Raw genomic sequence first — 22,155 nt, forward strand, 5'->3', positions numbered from 1 at the left:
TGGCGAGTGGCCGACTGTCTTCGGCGACCCCAAGATGACCACCGCGCTGCTCGACCGCATTACCCACCACTGCGACATCGTCGAGACCGGCAACGACAGCTGGCGCTTCAAACACCGCAGCTGACGCCCGAGGCACCCGGCAGAGAACGCTTCGCGCTGGTTGCGCCTCCGGTCGGGCTACGCCCGCCCTACGCCGCAACCAGCGCGAACGGCGCGCCCGTCATACCTGTCACGCTGCTCGACGAAGGGGGTCTCTTTTGGACGCCGATAGGGGGTCCTTTTTGGACGCCGATTGACACGGAGATCGACCATAAACCGCTCGCAAAGATTGATGATCGGCATTGGCATCGGAGTGATCGCGGGGATCGTCGCCAGCAAGATCACGGAACAAGCGCAAAAGCTCCTCTATCGCGCCATGCCTATGGGAGGTTCGGAAAGACCGAGAAGCGCGTCCGACCAGGTCCGCCGCAGGAGATCCCCGCGCGCAAGCTGGCCGAAGGCAAGGGCTGCCCGGTTGACGAACGGCACGTCGATCGCGTGGGTGCCGCGATCCATTATGGCCTCGAGGTGGCCTGGGGCTCAGCCTATGGCTTGCTGCGCCAAGAGAGCGGCATGAGCGTTCGTCGCGGAATCTCTCTTCTACGTGATTGGCGCTTCGCCATCCAGCGCGATCGCTGTATCGTCGGTCTGATTGCGCTCCGGCCTCTGCAGCATGTCGATGACTGCGCAATCGGGCGTCGCCTTGCCCGAGCAATGCTCGACGGCATTTGCGATCAGGTTTTGCAGTTCCTCGAGATCAGCGATTTTCGCCCGCACGCGCTCGAGATGGTGCGTCGCGATTTCCCGAACCTCGTCGCAATGAGCGGCGCCGGGGCCGCCAAGGCGGAGGATCGCCCGAACTTCATCGGGCGCAAAGCCGAGTTCGCGCGCGCTGCGGATGAACCGCAGAACACGGACATGACTCTCGTCATAGCTCCGGTGCCCACCATCGGTCCGCGGCGGGGCGGCGATCAGCCCAACTTTTTCGAAATAGCGGATCGTCTCGATGTTCACGCCAGTCCGGCGGGACAGATCCCCGATCGCAAGACTGCGCATTTCGCTTGATCCTGTAGCCACTACAGGTGGCAGATAGCAGCGAATCGCATTGGAGGCGAGGCGGATGGAAGGAACGGTCGACAAAGCTGCGGCCCCAGTGACCAGCGAAGTGCCGGAGCGGAGCGTCGCTGCCGCGGGCGCCGTTGCGGGGTTCGCCGCAGTCTTTTCAGCGGCAGCCTGTTGCGTGCTGCCGCTCGCCCTCGGAGCGTTGGGCCTAGGGGTGGGCGGTCTCGCCGCTTTCGTTCCGCTCCACTGGCCGCTGACGGTCGTTTCGATTGTCGTCGTGTCGGCAGGCTGGCTCATCCATCTTCGGAAGAGCAGCGCCTGCTCACGCGACGCCAGCTGCCGGATCGCTGCGCCGTCCCGTCTCACTGTCGTTTTGCTTTCTGTGGCGACCGCCTTCGTCGTCCTTTCCTCGGCATGGGGCTATATCGAGGCTCCGCTGATGCGGGTGCTCGGAGGAAAGTGATGGAACTGATCTCGACTTTGGCCTGTCCGAAGTGCGGCCATCGGGCGACCGAGACGATGCCGACCGATGCCTGCCAGTATTTCTACGACTGCAAGGGCTGCGGGGCCGTGTTGCGACCCAACAGCGGCGATTGCTGCGTCTTCTGTTCGTTTGGAGACGTTCCCTGTCCGCCTGTCCAGGACGCGCGAGCAAGCGGCGCGCAATCGAGCTGCTGCGGTTGAAGCATTGTCCGACGACAGGCTTCCAGCAGCAGCCCAGCTCCATGCCGATCACATCGCGAACCGGGCCGTGAACAGGATCTGGCGCGGCGCGCCGGGCAGGTTGAGATTGGGCGATGTTCCGTGGGCCGAGACGATATAGTTGCGGTTGAACAGGTTGTACGCGTTCACCTGAAGCCGCACCGGTCCCGCCTGATACCAGGCGAGCGCGTCCGCGGTCACATAGCCGGGCAGCACGACGGTGTTGCCCGGATTGGCAAAGCGGTCGCCGACATAATTTGTGCCCATACCGAGCCCGAAGCGGTCCCCAAACGATTTCGTGACGAACAGGTTCGCGCTGTGCTTCGGCGTCAGCGTCGGGCGCTTGCCCGCGATCGGCTGGCCGGCGTCGAACGCGATCGAGCGCGTGATGCGGCCGTCCAGATACGAATAGCCCGCAATCGCGCGCCATCCCGTCGCGAAGTCGAGCGCGCCGGTGAGTTCGACCCCACGCGTGCGCTGGGTTCCGATCGGGATCAGCACGGTTGGCGTGGCCGGGCTTGCCGCCTTGATGCCCGTGCGCCGCAGCTCGAAGGCGGAGAGCGTCAGATTAAGGTGTCCGTCCAGCAGCGTGTATTTGGCCCCGACTTCCTTGTTGGTCGTCGTCTCCGGCTTGATGTCGGCATTGTTGACGGCGATCGAAAAGGCTTCGCCCGAAGGCTGGAAGGAGCGGCTCCAGGATGCGTAATAGGATTGGGTTCCATCTGGCTGGAACACGAGCCCGGCGCGGGGGCTCCATTCCCGGTCCTTGCGCGACAAGCTCGGCTGGCCGGCGATACGCTGGACGGTGCGCTGGTCGAACCAGTCATGCCGCACGCTCAGCAGCGCCTTGAATCCTCCGCCAAAGGCGACGAGATCCTGCAAATAGAGTGCCTTGTTGTCGAAGACGCCGGTGTTGTTGGAGGACGGGTTCACCGCGAGGCTGACCGGCACGACCGGCAGCACCGGCTGGAACAGGTCGACTGTCGCGATTGCGTTCCGGGACTGGACGAGCACGTCCTTGACCTGCCGCGCGACCTCGAAGCCGTAGAGGATCGTGTGGTGCGTCCCGAACAGCTCCAGCGTCTGCGTGAGTTCGGACTGGTTGGACCAGCCGTCCTCGTCCCGCGCGACGGTCGAGCGGTTCAACGTCACTGTCCGGCGCGCTTCGTTGACGCTGCCGGGAAGCGTGTTCCGCCGATCGAGCGTGTAGCGATAGTGCCGGAAGCCGTTCCGGAACGACAGACTGTCGCTGAAGCGGTGCGTGAGCGTCACCGTCTGCGAGAACACCTCGGACTGGTTGTAGTCGGCCTCGCGCGCATTCGCCGCACCGTAATAGGTGGACCGGTCCACATCGACCGGTCGGCCCTGAAAGGCCGGGATGCCGAAGTCCGTCAGCCGCCTGTCCTTCAGATAATCCGCTTGAACGAGGAGCAAAGTGTCCGCGTCGGGTGCGAAGCGGAATGCGGGTGCGATCGCCAGACGGTGCAGGAATTGCTGGTCCCGGTAGCTGCCGCTCCGCTCAATGGCTCCGGTCATGCGCCACGCGAAATCGCCCCCCTGGGACGCCTGGCCCAGGTCGAACTCGCCCCGTTTCACCGCCTGGCTGCCGGCGGTCAGGGTGGCCGAGAGAATATCGATTCCGGGTTTTCGTGTGACGCGGTTGATCAGCCCGCCCGAAGAGCCGCGCCCGTAAAGGACAGCCGCCGGGCCCTTGATCACCTCGATTCGATCGATGTTGGAGAGATCGCGAAAGTAGAGCGCATCGTCCCGGAAGCCATCGACGAACTGGTCGGCGATCGCGGAGAAGCCGCGGATCGTGACCTGGTCGCGCTGGCCATCGCCGGTCGAAAAGCCGACGCCTGGGACATTCTTCAACGCGTCCTGGACCGAGAGCGCCCGCTGGTCCCGGAGCACCGCCGAAGGCACTACATCGATGGTCTGAGGAATGTCGCGCAGCGGCGCGTCGATCTTCGCAGCCGAACTGTCCCGAACGCTATACGCATCCATATGGAGGCCGCTCACGACAATCGTCGGATCGGCTGATGCTGCGTCCTCCGCGACGCCTTCCGCTAGCGCGACGCCATTGCAGGCGACCAGAATAGCCGCGCCTGCACAGATCCGAACGTTCATGCGTTACCCCTTATTCTTGTGAGGCGGTCTCAAACATAGTTGCGAATGATTTGCAATAGCGATTAGGGTCGCTGGCGAAAGGAGAATGTCGATGCTGATCGGCGGGGTGGAAGCGACGCTGGAGTGGAGCGATCTCGTCGCAGTCCGCCTGCTGCGTCGCTGGGCGATTTGTCGCGGTAACGCCAATAACCCGCTGCCCCGCATGGTCGAACTCGCAAAGGCGCTCGGCGTGTCGCCGGAAGCGGCGGTGGCGCTGGCCAGCTTGTTTCAGCTGACGGAAGGCTGCCTCAGCCGGGCACTTCACGTCGAATCCTGCCTTAGTGGCTCAATCGGGTCCGACGAGCGCGCCGTGCTTCTCTTGATCGCCTCTGCGCCGGAACCAGGGCGACCGCTCGCTTCGGAGACTATCCCGCACGGGCTTTCGGGCGCCCTCGCCTGGGCCGCGTGGACGGTGCGCCGTCTGCTCGGAGATCCGGGCCATGCTCGGGGTCCGATCGCCCCGGTGCACTGCCCCTTCACCCCAGCGTAAGCGGAGACGCATACCCGAACAGCGGCACTCATCGCCGGTCGGAACTGATGCGGAACAATGGTGTTGTCTCCAATGTCGCAGCCGAAAGGAAATGCGAGATGCAGGGCTCGAATCCACAATCGACGGTCAAGGTCGCCGGGCACCCGATTCATCCGATGCTGATCCCGTTCCCGATCGCTTTCTTCGTCGGGACGCTGGTCACGGACATCGTCTACAGCCAGACCGCCGATCCCTTCTGGGCGACTGCGGGGCGCTGGCTGCTGATCGGAGGCTTGGTCATGGCCGCGCTGGCGGCGTTTGCCAGCCTGACCGATTTCCTCAGCGATCGGCGCATTCGCGCGCTCAGTGCGGCCTGGCATCACATGATCGGCAATGTCGTCGCCGTGCTGCTTGAGCTGTTCAACCTGTGGCGGCGGCTGGAGCAAGGCGACGGCTTCATCCTGCCCACCGGCCTCATTCTCTCCGCCATCGTCACATTGCTGTTGCTCTACAATGGCTGGCGCGGCTGGGAGATGGTCTATCGCGGGCGTGTCGGCGTCGCGGACGAGCCATAATTAGCGCCCCGACCGTTGATGCCATGTCGGCGGGAGACGCCGCCAGTCGTCGTCGTGACTGGCGCATCGGCCGGCATCGGGAGGGGGACGGCGATCACCTTTGGCCGGCGAGGCCCGCCAGGTCACTCAAGCCTCTGGCGCGGGCGGCTGGCTGTTCGGTATTGGCTGCGGTTTCTTCGCTGGATAGCCGGACCGGTGACGTTGCTCGAATGGCTTCAAGGCGAGACCTCGATCATTGGCGGCGCGGCCCAAGACGTTTTCGGGGCATATCTCTTGTGGGGATTGCTGGCGGGCTGCTCTTTCCGATCGTCCACAAGCCGCTGCAGGCCAGTTCGGCCGACGCGAAGCCGGCTGGAAAGCTGCGGTCGACCAGTCTCGCTAGGTAGCAGTCCCCGCAGGGAGCCGATCCGAACTTGAGATTCTGGGCACGCAGAGCCATTTGACGGGTCGAGGGACGCTTCCGAAAGGTCTGTCGAACGGCAGAAATCCTCTGGAGATCAAGCTACTTTGGTTGCACGGGCTCCTGCAGCTCGGCGCGCGAAAGGCGAACCGGGATCGCCTTGTAGGCCGGCGTGTGCGCCTTGCGGTCGTGGTGCGCCAGCGGCACCAGCGGATTGGCTTCCGGGTAATAGGCAGCGCAGCAGCCGCGCGGTATGTCGTAAGGGACGATCCGCAGGCCGCGGACGACGCGCTCCACGCTGTCGTCTGCGACGGTGGAGACGTCGACCGGCTCGCCACTCGCAAAGCCGAGTTCCTCGATGTCGTATCCGTTCATGAACAGCACCATGCGCGTGCCGCGCACATCCCGGAACCGATCATTGTAGCCGTAGATGGTCGTGTTGAACTGGTCATTGCTGCGGAGCGTGGTCAGCTGCAGCACCCCGGCCTCGCCGAACCCCGTTTGCGATCCCGCGAACAACTGGCTCGGCACGATGAAATTGGCCTTGCCCGTGCGGGTGTTCCACTTCCGCTCGCGCGCGGCGAGAGGCCGGGGAATGCCGCCCGGCTGGAACAGCCGTTGGTTGAAGCGCTCGAACGTGGCGGGATAGGTCGTTTCGATGGCATCGCGGATCAGCGCATAATCGCCGACCCAGGCGTCCCACGGCACCTTCGGGTTCGGCGGCAGGGTGGCCTTGGCGATTCCGGCAACGATCGCCGGTTCGGAGCGCAGATGCGGGCTCGCCGGTTTCACGCGTCCGCGCGAGCCGTGAAATTGGGCCAGGCTGGTTTCCATCGACACCGCCTGCGGTCCCGTCGCCTGCTCGTCGATCTCGATCCGCCCGAGGCTGGGCAGCAGATAAGCGACTTCGCCGTGGACCAGGTGGCTGCGGTTGAGCTTGGTGGCGATCGACACGGTCAGCCGGAGCTTGCGCCATGCCGCCTCGACCTGCGGCCTTTCGGGTGCTGCCCGGATGAAATTGCCGCCGAGCGCCACAAACGCCTTCACCTTGCCGGCGATCATCGCCTCGCACGCCTTGACGGTGGTCAGGCCCTCCCGGCGCGGCGGTTCGAAGCCGTAGATCTCTTTCAGCTTGTCGAGAGGCGCGAGCTCGGGCTTCTCGGTGATGCCGACCGTTCGCTGCCCCTGCACGTTCGAGTGGCCGCGGACCGCGCAAATGCCGGCGCCCGCCTTGCCGATATTGCCGCGCAACAGCAGCAGGTTGACCACCATCTGCACATTCTCGACGCCGGCGACATGTTGCGTCAGCCCCATGCCATAGATGGCCATCACCCGGTCGGCCTGGGCATAGGTGTGGGCGACGCTTTCCATCGCTCTCCGCGTCAGGCCCGAGACGCGCTCCAGATCGCTCCAGTCGGCGGCGCGGCAATAGTCGGCGAACGCCGCGAAGCCGTGCGTATGCTCGGCAATGAAGTCATGGTCGAGCACGCGGCGGCTCTTTTTCGCCCCAGCCGCGGCCTTGATCGAAAATCCGGCATCATCCCTGGTGGATGCCAATAGCGCTTCGCGATCCGTCGGCCCGGCCTGGCCCGCCGCTTCCGCCGCGTCGTCCTCTGCAATCAGCGCCTTGCAGATGCCGGTCAATGCCGCAATGTCGCCGCCGTTGCGCACCTGGTGAATGGTCTCGGCGATCCGGGTTTCGCTGAGCGTCGCCATCTCAACCGGGTTTTGCGGATTGATGAAGCGCTCGAGCCCGCGTTCGCGCAAGGGATTGAAGCCGATGATCTTTGCGCCGCGCTTCACTGCGTCCTGCAGCTGATGGAGGATGCGCGGCGCCGACGTGCCCGGATTGTGCGCCACGTAGAGCATCAGGTCGGTCTGCTCGAAATCCTGCAGCGTAACGGTGCCGACGGAAACGCCGATGCTCTCGGGCAGAGCGACCGACGTCGATTCGTGACACATGTTCGAACTGTCGGGCAGATTGTTGGTCCCGAACATGCGCGCGAAAAGCTGGAACATGTAGCTCGTCTCCAGCGAGGCGCGGCCGCTGGTGTAGAAGACCACCTCGTCGGGATCGGCCTGGAGCGCGCGAAGCTCGCACCCGATCTCCTCGAAGGCGCTGTCCCAGGAGACCGGGACATATTTGTCCGATGCCGCGTCCCAACGCATCGGGCGCGTGAGCCGGCCCGCTTCTTCCAGATCGTAATCGAGCCAGTCTTCCAGCTCCGTCAGCGTGTGCCGCTCAAAGAAATGCTCGTCGACGCGCTTCTCGGTCGTCTCCCAGGCCGTGGCCTTGGCGCCGTTCTCGCAATATTCGAACGGGTGCGGCTTGGCCGGCTTCGCCCAGGCGCAGCTGACGCACATATAGCCGTCGGGCTTGTTCTGGTGCATCAGCGTCTCGGCCCGGCGTACGGGCGCGCCTTCGCGCACCAGGATTTCACCGACGGAACGCAGCGATCCATAGCCGCCCGCGGGCCCGGGATACGGCTTGATCTTCGGATCTTTCCGAGGTCCTTTTCGCACGCTGCCTTCTCCACGCTCCAGAAGGAGATCCTGAAGGATCATGACGCGAGCGAGGACGAGAGGTTCCTGACAATCCCAACGTCGCTAAAGAGTTCACGGTGCTTCTCCTCGGAGGTTCGCAACGGCGCTGCCGACCGCGCCAGGCTGAAACAACCGCACGCGCGACGTGGAGTGTCGACCATAAGCGGATTGTGACGAAATAGGTCACTTGTATAGCAGCTGACATTGTGGCGAGGGCGAGAGAGCCTGATCGTCTTCTCAAGCGAGCGTGGGACGCGGCATGAGATCAGCTTGGAGCGCTTGCTGATCCTGGGCCTGCCACTGTGACCATGAGTAACCCCGAAGACAGATCGCCACCGAATAGAAGGCGGGTAAGCGAAAGGGGAGGGCGTTATGGCTGTGGCATTGAAGGCTCGGTGCCTGTTGCTTCCCATCCCAGCTGTAAGCGCCTCATCTTCGCCCCTGATGGTGAATGGACCGGAACTCGAAAGCGGACCGCGCCGTCTGCGGGTAGATCAGCACGGAAATGGGAACCGCGAAACAGCAGAAAGCGGCTCTGCCGCCGCTGTGACAGGATCGTGACAGGAATGCCCCGTAAACCTCTCCTGCACACAAGCGGCGAGGCAGGATTGTCGACGCTGGTTGGGCAACGGATCGAGCCGCGCTTTCGCGCGAAGCTGGGCCAATAGGGGAGGACATATGCGGGCGTTGCTGCTTTCAACGACAATCGTGGCGGGGCTTGCCGCGCTACCCTCTGCCGGCCTGGCGCAATCGACCCCGGTCCCCGGCGCAGATCCGGCAAGCGCCGCATCGAGCGAGCCTGCAGCGGCCGACAACGACGCACCGGACATTGTGGTCACGGGCTCCCTGATCGCGCGCCGGGACTTCCGTTCGTCGAGCCCGATTTCGACGGTCGACAGTGCGGCGTTGGCAGCGACGGGGCAACCCTCGCTGGACCGGGCGCTGGGTCAGCTGCCCCAATTCTCGGGCGCGCAGGGCGCGGCCGAAGTCGGCGACACCCAGGGAACCATCGGGTTCTCGGGCGGGCAGTCGTACAGCGATCTGCGCGGCCTTGGGCCCAACCGGTCTCTCGTGCTCCTCGATGGCCGCCGACTGATGCCGTCCAGCCCTGACGGAGCGATCGACCTCAACACGATTCCCTCGTCGCTGATCGGCTCGGTCGAGATTATCACCGGCGGCGCCTCGGCGACCTACGGCTCCGACGCGGTCGCGGGCGTGGTCAACTTCAAGCTGCGCACCGACCTGAGCGGATTGGAGCTGGCCGCCAAAAAGGGCATCACCGACAGGGGCGATGGCCCGACGACCAGCCTCAGCGCCGCGTTCGGCTCCAAGTTCGCCGACGATCGCGGCAGCTTCATATTCGCGCTGGAATATGCCGACCGCGGCACCGTCGCCGGCAAGGACAGGCCGTTCTTCGCAAATATCCGCCAGCTTGCGCGGCCGCCGGAAGGCATCATCGCCGCCGGCAATTACGGCGGCGGAGCGCCCACGGTGGCGGCGGTCAACGCCGTCCTGGCCGGCTATCCGGGAACCACGCCGATTTCCGGCTCCGGCCTCTACAACGGCGCGATCGGCGTCAATGACGATGGAACGATCTTCACCGATCTCGCCGGCAGCAATTGCGTCCAGAACTATCGCGGCCTGACAGGACGGACGCTGGGTCTAAGCATCAGCCCCAACTGCCGCCAGGTGCAGGTTGCGCTGGGCCAGTATTTCGCCGTGCTGGTCCCGCTCAAGCGCTATAACGCATTCACCCGCGTCAACTATGAGTTGAGCGACGACATCACTGCCTATGCGCAGTTCAGCTATATGAGCTCCAAGGCGCGGTCGCAGACCGGTCCGGCATCCAGCAAGCCGGCCATCCCGTTGCTGGTGCCGCAGAACAGCCCGTTCGTGACCGGGAATCCGGCGCTGCAGCAGATCCTCTCGTCGATCGCCCCGAGACCGACCGGCAACATCATCGTGACCAAGCTGCTGGACACGCTTGGCAACCGCGTCGAGCCCTTCAAGTACGACGTATGGCAGGGGCTGTTCGGCCTCAGGGGCGAGATCCCTGGCACCAGGCTGCAGTGGAACGCCTATGGCTCCTACGGGAAGTCGCGGTTCGTCAACGACATGTTCGGCGAAGGCAGCCTAACCGCCATCAACACCGTCCTGAACGGCACCGCAAATTACAGCGGGACCGCCGGCTCCTGCAAAGGCTTTGCGTGGAATCCGTTCGGCAACAACCCGCTAAGCCCGGGCTGCTTCGAATATGTGAGCCGGGTCAATCACAACACTAACGACCAATCGCAGAAGATCGTGGAAGCCACCCTGCAGGGGCCGCTATTCGCCCTTCCGGGCGGCGATCTCAGCTTCGCGCTCGGCGCGGACTATCGGGAGACGCGCTTCGACTACCGCCCGGATTCGGTCCTCAGCACCAACGACTCCATCGCCTATGGTCTCATCACTCCCGCCTCCGGCAAGCAGACCGTTCGCGAAGTTTTTGCCGAACTCCTCGTGCCGATATTGAAGGACACGCGGTTCTTCCAGGAGCTCACTGCAGACCTTGGCTATCGTTATTCCGATTACAACCTGTTCGGCGGTCAGCACACCTACAAGGCCGACCTGAGCTGGCGGCCGTTCGATCCGGTGTTCTTCCGCGGCGGCTATTCGGTCGCGATCCGGGCGCCGAGCCTCGGCAATCTCTTCGGCCCGACTTCGGTCGCGCAGCTTCCGATCGGAACTGGGCCGAACGCGGGCGATCCGTGCGCGGTCGGCAGCATTTACCGCACCGGAGCGAACGCCGCCAAAGTGCAGGCCTTGTGCCTGGCGCAGGGAATCCCGTCGGCGATCTTCCCGACCTACACCTATGGGATTTCGACGGTTCCGGGCCAGGATGGAAGCAACCGGAACCTGACGCCGGAAAAGGCGAAGACCTACTCGTTTGGCGTGGTGCTTAGCCCCAAGTTCAACAGTTCGCTGTTCAACCGGGTCAACCTGTCGGTCGACTATTATCATATCAAGATTAGGAACGCGATCGGATCGCTGCTCCTTTCCGATATCCTGCCGCGCTGCTTCAACTCGGACGGCGTCAGCAACCCCACTTACTCTCTCAGCAACGCCTATTGCGATCGCATCACGCGCGATCCGCTGACGGGGCAGATTTCACTTGGGCGGCAAGGCCTGTTCAACTTCGCGACCTATACTGTCGCGGGCGTCGACACGCAGTTCAGCTGGCATTTTGATCTCGACGCGATCGGCTTGCCAGGGGACGCTGGATTCCTGGAGCTGAACAGCACCGCGTCCTATACGCAAAAGTACAAGGTCGCCGGGCTGCTCGGCTCGCCGACGATCAATTATGCAGGAAGCGCTGGCTTCGGCGGCGTCGGCGGCGGGATTTCCCACCCGAAATGGAAGGTCAACACCGGCCTGACCTACGGCAACGCCGATTTCAAGGCGACGTTGCTGTGGCGCTATGTTGACAAGATGGTTCATTCGGACAAGCTGGCCAACCCCGCATCGACCACGGCGGGCGTGCCGGCCTACAGCTACTTCGACGCGAGTGCCGAGTTCGAGGTGAACGACCGCTTCACCTTCGGCGTTGGCGTGACCAATCTCACGGACAAGACGCCGCCTTTCATCAGCGCATCGCCGCTCACGACCGATGCCGCCAACTACGACGTCATCGGAAGGACGTTCTTCGCGTCTGTGAAGGCCAAGTTCTAGGAATGGTGGCGCAGGCAAATCCCGTCACACACCTTTCTCGCCAGGCGGGGCAGCTTAGCTTCGGCACTGACGCGGCCGGCTATCATGCCGGCCGCATCGGCTACCCCGAGGAGCTTTTCGACGCGATCTTTGCGCGCGTCGGCCCCGGGCCGCGAATCCTCGAGATCGGCCCTGGCACGGGTCTTTCGACACGTTCGTTGCTGGCGCGCGAGCCCTCGGAATTGGTGGCAGTCGAATCCGATCCGGCGCTTGTCGACTATCTTCGTCGCGAGATTAGCGATCCGCGACTGACCGTCGTGAACGCCCCGTTTCCCGATGGGCAGGTGGACGGGGTCTTCGATCTCGTCGTCTGCGCTGCCGCATTCCACTGGCTGGACCCGCAGCCGGCGCTCGCCCGGATTCATCAGCTCCTGCGGCCAGGAGGCATTTGGGCGATGTGGTGGAATGCTTATCGCAATCCGACATATGGTGACCCGTTGGCGCAGGCGATCACCGCAATGTTGGGTGACGTGGCACTCCCCCCTTCAGAGGGCCGGGATGGTCATTATTCGCTCGATGCGGCCCTGCATACCGAGGCACTCACTTCGGCGGGCTTCCTCGATGTCCAGCATCAGCATTATCGGCTGGACAGGACTCTCACCGCAGCCGAGGCCCGTGCCTTGTATGCGAGCTATTCCTACGTTCGCGCGCTGCCGGAGCGGCGGCGCGGCGAGTTGCTGGACGCGATCTCGAACCTGGTCGATAGGGAGTTCGGGGGCAGGGCGCCCAATGTGGTGATCACTACCGCCTATTCGGCTTTGAGAGGTGCGACGCTCCCCACCTGAATGCGTAGCGAACAGACAGAACGCCTTTTACGCGCAGGGGGTTAGGCGGAAGACTAGGCCATGCGAATATTGGTCGTAGAGGATGATGACGATCTCGGCGACGCGCTGCTGCGCCAGCTTCGGTCGGACGGCCATGCCGTCGATTGGCTACGAGACGGCGAAAGTGCCGATGACGTGCTTCGCTACCAGGACTATGAGCTGGTCGTTCTCGATATCGGATTGCCCGGAATGAGTGGATCCGATTTGCTCCAGCTGATGCGCGCCCGCGGGACCCGCACTCCAGTGCTCATGCTGACGGCGCGATCCAATATCGAGGATCGGGTCAGCGCGCTGGACATCGGGGCCGATGACTATTTGGCCAAGCCGTTCGACTTTCGAGAGCTATACGCGCGATGCCGTGCGCTGATGCGCCGCTCGCAAGGCATCGCGACGGGCACAACGACAGTCGGCCGCCTGATCTTCGATCGCAGCGCGAAAGCGGCGCGGATCGGGGACATGCAGCTGTCGCTCCCGAACCGGGAATTCAGGCTGCTGGAGATTTTCATCGGTAATATCGGGCGAGCGCTCAGCAAGGACCAGATCGCGGCGCAGCTGTTCGACTTCGATGACGAAGCCGGCGATAATGCGATCGAGCTCTATGTCGGCCGGCTGCGGCGGAAACTGGGCGACGCACTGACCATCCGAACCGTACGCGGCGCAGGCTACATCGCCGAGGAAGCCGAGTGCTGAGACGCCGCCCGCTTTCGCTGCGGGCAAGGTTGGCGACGATCATGGCGACCCTGTTCGTGCTCGGCATGATCGCGCTCTATCTGGTGGCGCAGGGCTATGGCCGATCGGCGGCCGACCGGTCGTTCGATAGGCTGCTTGCCGGATCGGCGATCTCGATCATCGAAACCGTCTCCATCGTCGACGATCACATCCAGGTCGATGTCCCCTATGCCGCGCTCGACATGCTTTCGGCGGCGCCCGACGATCGGGTGTTCTACCGGGTCATCGGACCGGGGAATCGCACGGTAACCGGCTATCCGGACCTGCCCGCGCCGTCCGCTCCTACCTTTGCCCCGCCGGCCGCCGACGCGATCCGCTTTTTCGACGAACGATATCGCGGCGAGCAGGTGCGATTCGCAATCGTAGGGCGTGAGATCGCCGTCAGCGGCAACCCGGGTTGGGTCTGGGTCCAGGTTGGACAGACGCGGCTGGCCCGCGAAGCCGTGGCGCGCGAGACGGTGATCGGCGCGCTCGCGCCAATCGCGGCGATGACGCTGCTCGCGCTCGCCGCGGTGTGGTTCGGCATCGGCGGCGCACTGCGCCCGCTGCGACGCGTGGGCGACGAGCTTTCAGCCCGCGCCCCAGCCGACCTCCGCCCGATCGATGCCCCGGTTCCCGCCGAATTGCAGCCGCTGGTCGATGCGATCAACGAGTTCATGCGCCGCCTCGCCGACAGCATCGATACGCTCAAGAATTTCATCGCCGATGCTTCGCATCAGATGCGGACGCCGCTCGCCGCCCTTCTCGCGCAAACCCAGGCCGCGCAGGACGACAAACCGCGCGAGTTGCGGAGGAGTCTGCAGGCAATCGAGCGCAACGGGTCTAAGCTCGCCCATCTTCTCAACCAGCTCCTTTCGGACGCGACGGTGGCGCATCGGGCCGACGTGCGCTGCTTCGATCCGATGGATATTCGGGACATTCTCCAGGAAGCAATCCGCGAGACAGCCGGCGTGTCGGAAGGCAGCGACGTCCGGCTTCGCACGCGCCTCACCGTGGCGCCGGCTAATGGCGACCGGCTCGTGCTCGTTGAAGCATTCAAAAATCTCATTCACAACGCAATGCGTCATGGCGCCAACCAGGAAGCTCCTATCGAAATTGAGCTGACTGGGGACGACTCGGGCTATGTCGTACAGATTTCCGATCGGGGTCCCGGCATTCCGGCAGCCGAACGCGAACGCGTGTTCGAGCGCTTTGTGCGTATAGGCCCGGACACGCCAGGCGCCGGGATCGGCCTTGCGATCGTGCGACGCGCGGTCGAAAGCCATGGCGGCACCGTTACCCTCATCGATCGGCACGGCGGGGGATTGACCGTGGTCGTTCGGATTCCGCTCCTGTGATGCGCTGGCTGTTCCTGGTGGCGCTCGCGCTAGGCATCGGAGCGTGTCAGCGCGTCGACGAGGGACTGGCGGCCAGCGAATCGAGCCGGCTCGTGATCTACAGCACGACGGACACGCAGATATTTCGGCCCGTGATCGAGGATTTCCGGAGGCTCTATCCGCACGTCGATGTGCGCTACGTGGAGCTGGAGGCCGCGGCGCTGAACGACCGCTATCTCGACGAGACGGCGAGGCGGCGCCCGGTCGCCGATCTGCTGCTCAGTTCGGCGATGGACCTTCAAGTCAAGCTGGTCAACGACGGCTACGGTGCGCCGCACCTGTCCCAAAACGCCGCGAAGCTGCCGGGTTGGGCGCGCTGGCGCAACGAGGCGTTCGGGATCACCTTCGAGCCGGCCGTGATGGTCTACAACACGCGCCTGCTTGCCGGCCACGCGATACCCAAGTCGCGCCCCGACCTGCTCCGCGACCTGCGCCGTGATCCGACGTTCTGGCGCGGGCGGATCGGCACCTATGACGTGGCAAGGAGCAGCGTCGGTTATCTCCTCGTGTCCCAGGACGCACGCCAGAGCAGCGACTTTGGCGCGTTGCTTGAAGCGTTCGGCGCAAGCGGCGCGCGTACCTCGACCAGCACGGCCGCGCTCCTCGACGCGATCCAGGCGGGGCGGCTCGCGCTTGGCTATAACCTGCTTGGGTCTTACGCCCGCGCACGCGTGGACCGTGGCGCGCCGCTGACGATCGTCTATCCGGCCGACTACACGCTCGCGGTGTCGCGCACGGCGGTGCTGCCGCGCAATGCGCCGCATCGTGCTGCGGCGCACGCCTTTCTCGAATATCTGCTGTCGCTCCGAGGGCAGAGAGTGCTCGCGAGGCTCAGCCGCCTGAGTGCCTCGCGTCCCGAAGTCGTCGGGCCTTACAGCCAGCTCGGGATCGCGGAGAGTCAGATCGGCCCATTGCGCCCGATCCCGCTCGGGCCGGGGCTGCTTGCCTATCTCGATCAGCAGAAGCGGCAGCGCCTGATCGGCAGCTGGGAACGCGCGCTCGGATCATCGCACAAGGCGGCGTTGACAGCCGAATGACAGCTACGCGGCGCTACGAAAGATGCGCGGGCGGCCGCAAGTACGCAGCCATCGACAAGCGTTAGCGGGGTATTCGAGGACGTGCTGACAATTCTCGGCTTCGGCATGGTCATCACGTTCATGGTGCTGATCATGACACGACGTCTGTCACCCATGGTGGCGCTGATCGCCGTGCCGATCCTGTTCGCTGTCGTAGGCGGCTTCGGCGGCCACGCGGTGGGGGTGATGATGCTCGACGGCATCAAGACGCTTGCTCCGACCGGCGTCATGCTGATGTTCGCGATCCTCTATTTCGCAGTGATGATCGACGCAGGGCTGTTCGATCCGATCGTCCGACGCATTCTGAGGCTGGTTGGCGGCGATCCGCTGAAAGTGCTGGTCGGCACCGCGATCCTGGCGGCGACGGTATCGCTCGATGGCGATGGCTCAACGACCTACATGATCACGATCGCCTCGATGCTGCCGCTCTACCGGCGGCTGGGCATGAACCCGCTCAGCCTGACCTGTGTGGCGATGCTGGCGAGCGGCGTCATGAACCTCACGCCGTGGGGCGGACCGCTGGCGCGCGCCGCAAGTGCGCTCCACGTCGATCCCGCCGATGTTTTTCTGCACATGCTCCCCGCAATGGCGGTCGGCGTGGCCGGGGTTGTCGGCCTGGCCTATGTTCTTGGTCGGGCGGAGCGTCGCCGCCTTGGCGTGCTTCGTCTCTCTGACACGCCGGCCGCAGCTTTGGCCAAGAGTGAACACGCGCCAGCCATGGGTTCGTCGACGCAGGGCGGGAGCGATTGCACTTGCCGCCCTGTAGGTGAGGATTTTTCCGGTGATTCCGCGATCGACGACGCCGCACTGTTGCCGACGGACCCGGCGCTGCGCCGCCCACGGCTACTGTTGTTCAACGCCGGGCTGACCGCGGCGCTCATGGCGGCGCTCGTCCTGCAGTTCCTGCCGATGCCGATCCTGTTCATGGTTGGCCTGGCTGTCGCGCTGGTGGTGAATTACCCCAAGGTCGACGATCAGCGGGAACGGCTCGCCGAGCATGCGAAGAACGTCATTGCCGTTGTCGCGTTGATCTTCGCGGCCGGCATCTTCACAGGAATCCTGTCGGGCACCGGCATGGTCGGTGCCATGTCAAAGAGCTTCCTCGCGCTCATTCCCGACGCGTGGGGCCCGCACCTCGCCGGCATTACCGCGATCGCCAGCATGCCGTTCACCTTTTTCATATCCAACGACGCGTTCTATTATGGCGTGCTTCCGATCGTGACCGAGGCAGCCAACAGCTACGGCATCAGCGACGCCGAAATGGCGCGCGCTTCGCTGCTCGGCCAGCCCGTGCATCTGTTGAGCCCGCTGGTCCCCTCAACGTACTTGTTGGTCGGACTGGCAGGCGTCGATTTCGGGGATCACCAGCGCTTCGCGCTCAAATGGGCGGTTGCGATCTGCGTGTTGATGACGGTGGCAGCATTGGCGACAGGCGCTTTTCCTGCAGTCGCCTCGTGACGCATCCGCTGGCCCTGAGTCATGTAGCGAGATCAAAGCGAGCCTCTTTGCTGGTCCCGGAACAGCCGCCACCCCACACCAATATGGCTGGCGACCACGAGCAGGCGGCTGCTACGCCAAGCGTCGCGCTGCGTCCGCTCGGGGATTCAAGCGTTGGCCATCGCGGCCGAGCGGCCGCCAGGCTTGCAGCACCTAGCTGACACCCCAGCCGGCCAGCCCAAGCGAAATGAGTTGCCCTGCCTCTCGCCTGGTCAGCTTGTCCGAAGTCATAACCCAATCTCAGCAAAGCAACATCGAATAAGCGACCGTCTTGGCTGGTGGAGGCAGCGTCTTCCCATCGTCTATGCAGCCCCTGCACCTTTCAGCACGACATAGATACCGACAGCGATGACGACCCCAGCGAAACCTACATCGAGGACGCGCTTGCTGGACGACAGAGCTTTGCCCCAGCGGATGCCAGCAATCCCTCCGATGACGCCGCCGGCCACCAGGAGGCCCGCGATCGTCCAGTCGACATAGCCGGACAGGGCATAGGACGACGCTGTCGTGAGCCCCAGCGCGGCGACGGCGACGAGCGAAGTGCCGACGGCGCTGGTCAGCGGCATCGCCGTCGCCAGCATCAATCCGGGCACGATGAGGAAGCCGCCGCCGATCCCGAAGAAGCCGGCGAGCAGACCGACCGCGAGGCCGATCGGCACGAGGCGCGGCAGAAGATGGGAGGCGGTCTCGCGGGTCAGCCGCACGTCCGGCTTCGGTTCGACCCGGCGCTTGCGCAGCATGGAGGCGCCTACTCCGATCATGAGGAGTCCGAACAGCGCGAGGAGACGCTCTCCATCGACCGCCTTGCCCGCCTCGGCTCCGAGGGCGGCGCCGATCACGCCGGCTGCCGCAAAGACGGCTGCACAGCGCCACTTGACCGTGCCCGCGCGCGCATGGCCGGCGAGGCTGGAGGCGGCGTTCAGCGCCACCGCGATCGCGCCGGTGCCGATTGCGGCGTGCGCGGATGGCACGCCCACGACGTAGACCAGGAGCGGAACCGCCAGGATCGATCCACCGCCGCCGACAAGGCCGAGCACAAGTCCGATCAGCCCGCCAGAGGCGAGCGTCATCAGTACGGAGGTGAAAGTAAGGTCCACGTTCTGCTCCCCGCTGGATCAGGCTCCGGCAGCGCGCCGGTTCCACGGCATGCGTGCAAGCAGCCTCGCCATGCCACACCAGCCGGTGGCGCCGGCGGTCATCAGGCCAGCCCCTACAAAGGCGGCAACTCCGAAGAACACCGGAGCGGCCAGGAAGCCCAGCGCCACGCCCAGCAGAACGAGGGCGCCGGCAGCGAGCTGCACCTGTCGCATCAGCTCGAGTGGCTGACGCTTGTCGATCGCGACCGGCAGGCCGGCCTTGCGCCAGGCATCAAGCCCGCCTTCGAGAACATAGGCGGGGCAGTCAGCCGCCTGCGCCAATCTCGACGCGTTAGACGCGGTCCGGTTGCCCGAGCGGCAGTGATAGATAATGGCCGACGCTGGGCCGGTGTTCAGCCGATCCAGCCTGGACACCGGCACATTCTCGGCGACCGCGATGCGCTCGCGGGCATGCTCATCGGGCTCACGGATGTCCACGAGCCTTGCACCGCCGGCAATCAGTTCTCGGGCCTTTTCGGGAGAAATGGAGGTAAGCGACATTTGAGTCATCCTTCCTGGGGGCGCGCGAGCGCCGTGCAGTAGAGATCGTAAAGGGTAGCGAGCAGTGCCTCGAGGCGACTGTCGGCGATCCGGTACCAGAGCATCTGCCCGTCGCGCCTGAAGGCGACGAGTCCTTCCTCGCGCATCTTCGCCAGATGCTGCGACAGCGCCGATTGTGAGAGGTTCACCGCTTCCGCGAGATCGCCGACGCTCAGTTCCTCGTTCTCGATCAGCTTGCACAGCACCATCAGCCGGCGCTGGTTTCCGAGCGTCTTCAGAAGCTCTGCAACCTGCATTGCGTTCGTCTCGAAGGTCGCCAGATCCATGGGTGCCTTGAGCATCGTTCAACCCTTGTCCGTTAGCTATTGCTAAATTAGAACGAGCTAATATCTTGTCAAGACACACCCCGGTGATGGAGCCGAACGATGCCCAATTCCCCCCTCATCAAGGCTTTCTTCGACGAACCCACCAATACAGTGAGCTACCTGATCGTCGATCCGGCGACGAACGCCGCCGCCGTTATCGACCCGGTGCTCGACTTCGATGCCGCCAGCGGCGAGGTCGATACGCGCTCCGCAGACGCGATCTTGGCGGCGGCGGGGGCCGAGGGCCAGCGCATCGTGATGGTGCTCGAGACGCATGCGCACGCCGATCATCTCTCGGCCGCGCCCTATTTCAAGGCCAAGACCGGAGCGTTAATCGGCATCGGCGAGCACATCCGCGCCGTGCAGAAGATATTCCGCCCCGTCTTCGCGGCCGACGATCTGAAGACCGACGGCTCGGATTTCGACCGGCTCTTCAAGGACGGCGAGCGCTTCAATATTGGTGAGCTCGAAGTCCAGGTGCGGCACACCCCGGGTCACACGCCGGCCGATGTGAGCTATCAGATTGGCGATGCCGTCTTTGTCGGCGATACGCTGTTCATGCCGGACTATGGCACCGCGCGCGCCGATTTTCCCGGCGGCGACGCTCGCCAGCTTTACCGCTCGATACGTAAGCTGCTTTCGATGCCGCGCGAGACCAGGCTGTTTATGTGTCACGACTACAAGGCGCCGGGACGCGACGAGTACCGGTGGGAGACGACCGTCGGCGAGCAGCGTGAGCACAGCGTGCACGTCTCGGACGATGTCGGCGAGGAGGCGTTCGTCGAGATGCGGGAAGCGCGTGACGCCACCTTGTCGGCCCCGAAGCTGTTGCTGCCGTCGATCCAGACCAACATCCGGGCAGGGCGCTTCCCACCGGCCCAGGCGAATGGCGTGCATTACCTGATGATCCCGGTGAAGCCGAAACGGCCGGACGCGATCGGGTAAGCGGCGAGCCATACCGGCCAAGGGCCAAATCAGAAGGAGATTCCATGCGTTCGTCACTTCGCCGCCTGCTGGCTGCCGCTTTTGTGCTCTTGAGCTTGTCCGCCTGGAGCGGGGCCGGCGCCGCCACGCCCATGCCAGGCGCAGACGGATACCGAGTGGTTTTCCAGGTCACGGCTGGCGCACCCGAGCAATGGGCTGCACTCCTCGGCAATATCGAGAATTTGCGCCGCGCATTGGGCGACGATCTCAAGGCAGTCGAGGTCGTCGTCCATGGAAAGGGTATCGGATTGCTGCTGCGCACCGATACGGCGCTCACCGACCGTATGGAGACCTTGTCGAAGAATGGCGTCAACTTCGTGGCTTGCGAGAACACCATGCGGAGCCGCAACATCGCCAAGGCGGACCTGCTTCCATTCGTGGGCACCGTCGATTCCGGGGTTGCGCAGGTGGTGCGGCGACAGAAACAGGGCTGGCAATATATCCGCATCGGCCAGTAGCGCGGCAATTCGCAAACATGAACATCATCAGCATCGGCCCCTTGCTGATCTCGGGCGAGCGCCTTGCCGCAGGCGGCGCACTCTGGTTGTTCCTCGTCTCCGCCGGTCTGCTCGAGCGCTGGTCGCCGCGGCCGCTGTCAAGCGCCGCCCTGCGTGCGCTCGCTATCGGCCTGATCGGAGCGCGGCTCGGCTATGTCGCGGCGCATTGGGAGGCTTTCCGCCTCGAGCCGGCAAGCACGCTTTTCGTCTGGCAGGGCGGCTTCGCGCTTGGCTGGGGGCTTGCGGCGGCTGGCGCCTATCTCGCGATCGCACTTCGGTCGCTGCGGGCCATGGGGCTCGCCGGGCTGGCCGGGGGCGTCGCGCTTGCGACGTGGCTTGCCGCCAGCGCACTGCTCGCGTCCCGGCAGACCCCCACGGCTCTTCCAAAGATTGCCGCTATGCGTCTCGATGGAACGCCGGTTCTTATCGCCTCCCATACGGGCCGGCCGCTGGTCATCAATCTCTGGGCGACCTGGTGCGGACCGTGTCGGCGAGAGATGCCGATGCTCGTGCAGGCCGCATCTGCCCGAAGCGACATTGACTTCGTTTTCCTCAACCAGGGCGAAGCCCAAGGGGTGGTGCGGCGCTATCTCCAGGAGAACGGCCTCCCTGCCGCGCGGGTCGCCATCGATTCAACCGGTGACGCCGGTCGGCGGCTGGATGTCGCCGGCTTTCCGACAACTCTCATGATAGGCGCGGACGGATTGGTCCGCAGCACTCACATCGGCGAGATTTCGCGCGCCGCGCTCGCAGACGAGCTCGACTCGCTTTTGGGGCACCAAAGCCCCAGTGATCAGTCGGGTGCTGCTGCTCCCCAATAGTTAAAGCTCATTGCGCGGGGTCCGGGAATGTACATCGTCTCCAGCGTCTCGATCGCGAACCCGCCCTGGCGCAGGAGCGCGGGGATTTCGCGATTGAGATGGCAGCCGCCGGCGATCTTGCTCCAGAGGGGATCGAGCCGATCCTGCCATCTTACCACGGAGGGATCGGGCGCGCGGCCATGCTCCGAGAACAGGAGCTGCCCTCCGGGTCTCAGCACCCGGCGCATTTCGCGGAGCGCAGTGACCGCATCCGGGATGGTGCACAGCGTGTAGGTTGTGACGACCGTGTCGACGCTGCCCGCTTCCAGCGGGATCATTTCGCCCGGCAGGTCGATGAACTCGATCGGAAAGGGCGACCGAGCCGCCCTTCTTTCTGCCATGCGCCGGATGTCATCAGACGGCTCGAGAGCCCACAGCTTTTCGACCTTTGCCGGATCATAGAAGGGAAGGTTGAGCCCCGAGCCAATGCCGACCTCAAGCACGCGCCCTTGCGCTTGCGGCACCACCTTCCGGCGTTGGAGGCGGACGGGCTTGGCACCGCAGGCGAGATTAATAAGGTGCGGCAGGATATATCGATCGTAAACGCCCATTTCGGTCGCCTTTGCGCTAGCCCCTGCATGATCCCGCATCGAAGGTTTTGAC

Annotated in this window: 22 protein-coding genes; 14 read left to right on the top strand and 8 right to left on the bottom strand. The window is 64.4% G+C overall.

The window, feature by feature from the left end; translation table 11 throughout:
- Positions 1-124: ATP-binding protein (locus tag HJG53_RS16675; RefSeq protein ID WP_171127209.1), on the top strand; the 124-nt coding region annotated here is incomplete at its 5' end.
- Between the two features lie 281 nt (positions 125-405).
- Here HJG53_RS16675 and HJG53_RS16680 read toward each other — a convergent pair.
- Positions 406-555 (bottom strand): hypothetical protein, encoded by a 150-nt coding sequence (locus HJG53_RS16680; protein ID WP_171132334.1) that lies wholly within the window; start codon positions 553-555, stop codon positions 406-408.
- Between the two features lie 84 nt (positions 556-639).
- Positions 640-1,095: a helix-turn-helix domain-containing protein gene (locus tag HJG53_RS16685; RefSeq protein WP_171132336.1), complete on the bottom strand. Its 456-nt coding sequence runs from the start codon at positions 1,093-1,095 to the stop codon at positions 640-642.
- 64 nt (positions 1,096-1,159) lie between these two features.
- Between HJG53_RS16685 and HJG53_RS16690 the strand changes: the two genes are divergently transcribed.
- Both HJG53_RS16690 and HJG53_RS19025 read left to right on the top strand, forming a co-directional pair.
- Positions 1,160-1,564 carry a hypothetical protein gene (locus HJG53_RS16690; RefSeq protein WP_171132338.1) on the top strand — a complete coding sequence of 135 codons (405 nt, stop codon included), beginning with the start codon at positions 1,160-1,162 and terminating at the stop codon, positions 1,562-1,564.
- Positions 1,564-1,785 carry a GDCCVxC domain-containing (seleno)protein gene (locus tag HJG53_RS19025; RefSeq protein ID WP_302477398.1) on the top strand — a complete coding sequence of 74 codons (222 nt, stop codon included), beginning with the start codon at positions 1,564-1,566 and terminating at the stop codon, positions 1,783-1,785. Before HJG53_RS16690 ends, HJG53_RS19025 begins: the two co-directional genes overlap by 1 nt.
- Positions 1,786-1,833: 48 nt before the next feature.
- On the opposite strand, the gene HJG53_RS16695 is transcribed toward HJG53_RS19025, so the two are convergent.
- Positions 1,834-3,933, bottom strand: a complete 2,100-nt coding sequence (locus tag HJG53_RS16695) for a TonB-dependent siderophore receptor (protein WP_171132340.1) — start codon at positions 3,931-3,933, stop codon at positions 1,834-1,836.
- A gap of 91 nt (positions 3,934-4,024) precedes the next feature.
- Between HJG53_RS16695 and HJG53_RS16700 the strand changes: the two genes are divergently transcribed.
- Together HJG53_RS16700 and HJG53_RS16705 are read left to right on the top strand one after the other, a co-directional pair.
- Complete coding sequence (locus HJG53_RS16700) at positions 4,025-4,462, top strand: hypothetical protein (RefSeq protein ID WP_171132342.1); 438 nt, start codon at positions 4,025-4,027, stop codon at positions 4,460-4,462.
- Positions 4,463-4,560: 98 nt separating this feature from the next.
- The gene (locus HJG53_RS16705; protein ID WP_171132344.1) at positions 4,561-5,016 is read left to right on the top strand and encodes a DUF2231 domain-containing protein; all 456 of its coding nucleotides are present in this window, start codon (positions 4,561-4,563) and stop codon (positions 5,014-5,016) included.
- A gap of 502 nt (positions 5,017-5,518) precedes the next feature.
- On the opposite strand, the gene HJG53_RS16710 is transcribed toward HJG53_RS16705, so the two are convergent.
- The gene (locus HJG53_RS16710; protein WP_368039597.1) at positions 5,519-7,939 is read right to left on the bottom strand and encodes an FdhF/YdeP family oxidoreductase; all 2,421 of its coding nucleotides are present in this window, start codon (positions 7,937-7,939) and stop codon (positions 5,519-5,521) included.
- Positions 7,940-8,638: 699 nt separating this feature from the next.
- Between HJG53_RS16710 and HJG53_RS16715 the strand changes: the two genes are divergently transcribed.
- The 6 genes from HJG53_RS16715 to HJG53_RS16740 all read left to right on the top strand — a co-directional run bounded on the left by HJG53_RS16715 (position 8,639) and on the right by HJG53_RS16740 (position 17,170).
- Entirely contained in the window at positions 8,639-11,668 is a 3,030-nt protein-coding gene (locus HJG53_RS16715; protein ID WP_171132347.1) for a TonB-dependent receptor, read from the top strand.
- Between the two features lie 2 nt (positions 11,669-11,670).
- On the top strand, positions 11,671-12,492 hold the full coding sequence (locus tag HJG53_RS16720) for a trans-aconitate 2-methyltransferase (protein WP_217352912.1): 822 nt from the start codon (positions 11,671-11,673) through the stop codon (positions 12,490-12,492).
- A gap of 60 nt (positions 12,493-12,552) precedes the next feature.
- The gene (locus HJG53_RS16725; RefSeq protein WP_171132350.1) at positions 12,553-13,221 is read left to right on the top strand and encodes a response regulator transcription factor; all 669 of its coding nucleotides are present in this window, start codon (positions 12,553-12,555) and stop codon (positions 13,219-13,221) included.
- On the top strand, positions 13,215-14,597 hold the full coding sequence (locus HJG53_RS16730; protein ID WP_217352913.1) for a sensor histidine kinase: 1,383 nt from the start codon (positions 13,215-13,217) through the stop codon (positions 14,595-14,597). The genes HJG53_RS16725 and HJG53_RS16730 overlap by 7 nt, the downstream gene beginning before the upstream one ends.
- On the top strand, positions 14,597-15,673 hold the full coding sequence (locus tag HJG53_RS16735; RefSeq protein ID WP_171132352.1) for an ABC transporter substrate-binding protein: 1,077 nt from the start codon (positions 14,597-14,599) through the stop codon (positions 15,671-15,673). The genes HJG53_RS16730 and HJG53_RS16735 overlap by 1 nt, the downstream gene beginning before the upstream one ends.
- Before the next feature lie 81 nt (positions 15,674-15,754).
- Entirely contained in the window at positions 15,755-17,170 is a 1,416-nt protein-coding gene (locus tag HJG53_RS16740) for a CitMHS family transporter (RefSeq protein WP_171132354.1), read from the top strand.
- Between the two features lie 341 nt (positions 17,171-17,511).
- Here the strand turns inward: HJG53_RS16740 and HJG53_RS16745 are convergent, their stop codons facing one another.
- The 3 genes from HJG53_RS16745 to HJG53_RS16755 are packed head-to-tail and all read right to left on the bottom strand — an operon-like array spanning position 17,512 to position 19,187.
- Positions 17,512-18,279 (bottom strand): sulfite exporter TauE/SafE family protein, encoded by a 768-nt coding sequence (locus tag HJG53_RS16745; RefSeq protein WP_171132409.1) that lies wholly within the window; start codon positions 18,277-18,279, stop codon positions 17,512-17,514.
- Between the two features lie 45 nt (positions 18,280-18,324).
- Positions 18,325-18,846 carry a rhodanese family protein gene (locus tag HJG53_RS16750; protein WP_171132356.1) on the bottom strand — a complete coding sequence of 174 codons (522 nt, stop codon included), beginning with the start codon at positions 18,844-18,846 and terminating at the stop codon, positions 18,325-18,327.
- Between the two features lie 5 nt (positions 18,847-18,851).
- On the bottom strand, positions 18,852-19,187 hold the full coding sequence (locus HJG53_RS16755) for a helix-turn-helix transcriptional regulator (RefSeq protein ID WP_171132358.1): 336 nt from the start codon (positions 19,185-19,187) through the stop codon (positions 18,852-18,854).
- Between the two features lie 84 nt (positions 19,188-19,271).
- On the opposite strand from HJG53_RS16755, the gene HJG53_RS16760 reads away from it, so the two are divergent.
- From HJG53_RS16760 to HJG53_RS16770, 3 genes are read left to right on the top strand one after another with little or no spacing between them, the layout of a single operon-like run.
- Entirely contained in the window at positions 19,272-20,156 is an 885-nt protein-coding gene (locus HJG53_RS16760; protein WP_171132360.1) for an MBL fold metallo-hydrolase, read from the top strand.
- A gap of 44 nt (positions 20,157-20,200) precedes the next feature.
- The gene (locus HJG53_RS16765) at positions 20,201-20,653 is read left to right on the top strand and encodes a DsrE family protein (protein ID WP_171132362.1); all 453 of its coding nucleotides are present in this window, start codon (positions 20,201-20,203) and stop codon (positions 20,651-20,653) included.
- A 17-nt stretch (positions 20,654-20,670) separates the two neighbouring features.
- The gene (locus HJG53_RS16770) at positions 20,671-21,513 is read left to right on the top strand and encodes a TlpA disulfide reductase family protein (protein ID WP_171132364.1); all 843 of its coding nucleotides are present in this window, start codon (positions 20,671-20,673) and stop codon (positions 21,511-21,513) included.
- Here the strand turns inward: HJG53_RS16770 and HJG53_RS16775 are convergent.
- Positions 21,486-22,103 (bottom strand): class I SAM-dependent methyltransferase, encoded by a 618-nt coding sequence (locus tag HJG53_RS16775; RefSeq protein WP_171132366.1) that lies wholly within the window; start codon positions 22,101-22,103, stop codon positions 21,486-21,488. The two genes, HJG53_RS16770 and HJG53_RS16775, sit on opposite strands and share 28 nt — an antisense overlap.
- Positions 22,104-22,155: the final 52 nt, after the last annotated feature.

The sequence above is a fragment of the Sphingomonas sp. ID1715 genome, from assembly GCF_013044515.1.
In the GTDB taxonomy this organism is placed as follows: domain Bacteria; phylum Pseudomonadota; class Alphaproteobacteria; order Sphingomonadales; family Sphingomonadaceae; genus Sphingomonas_B.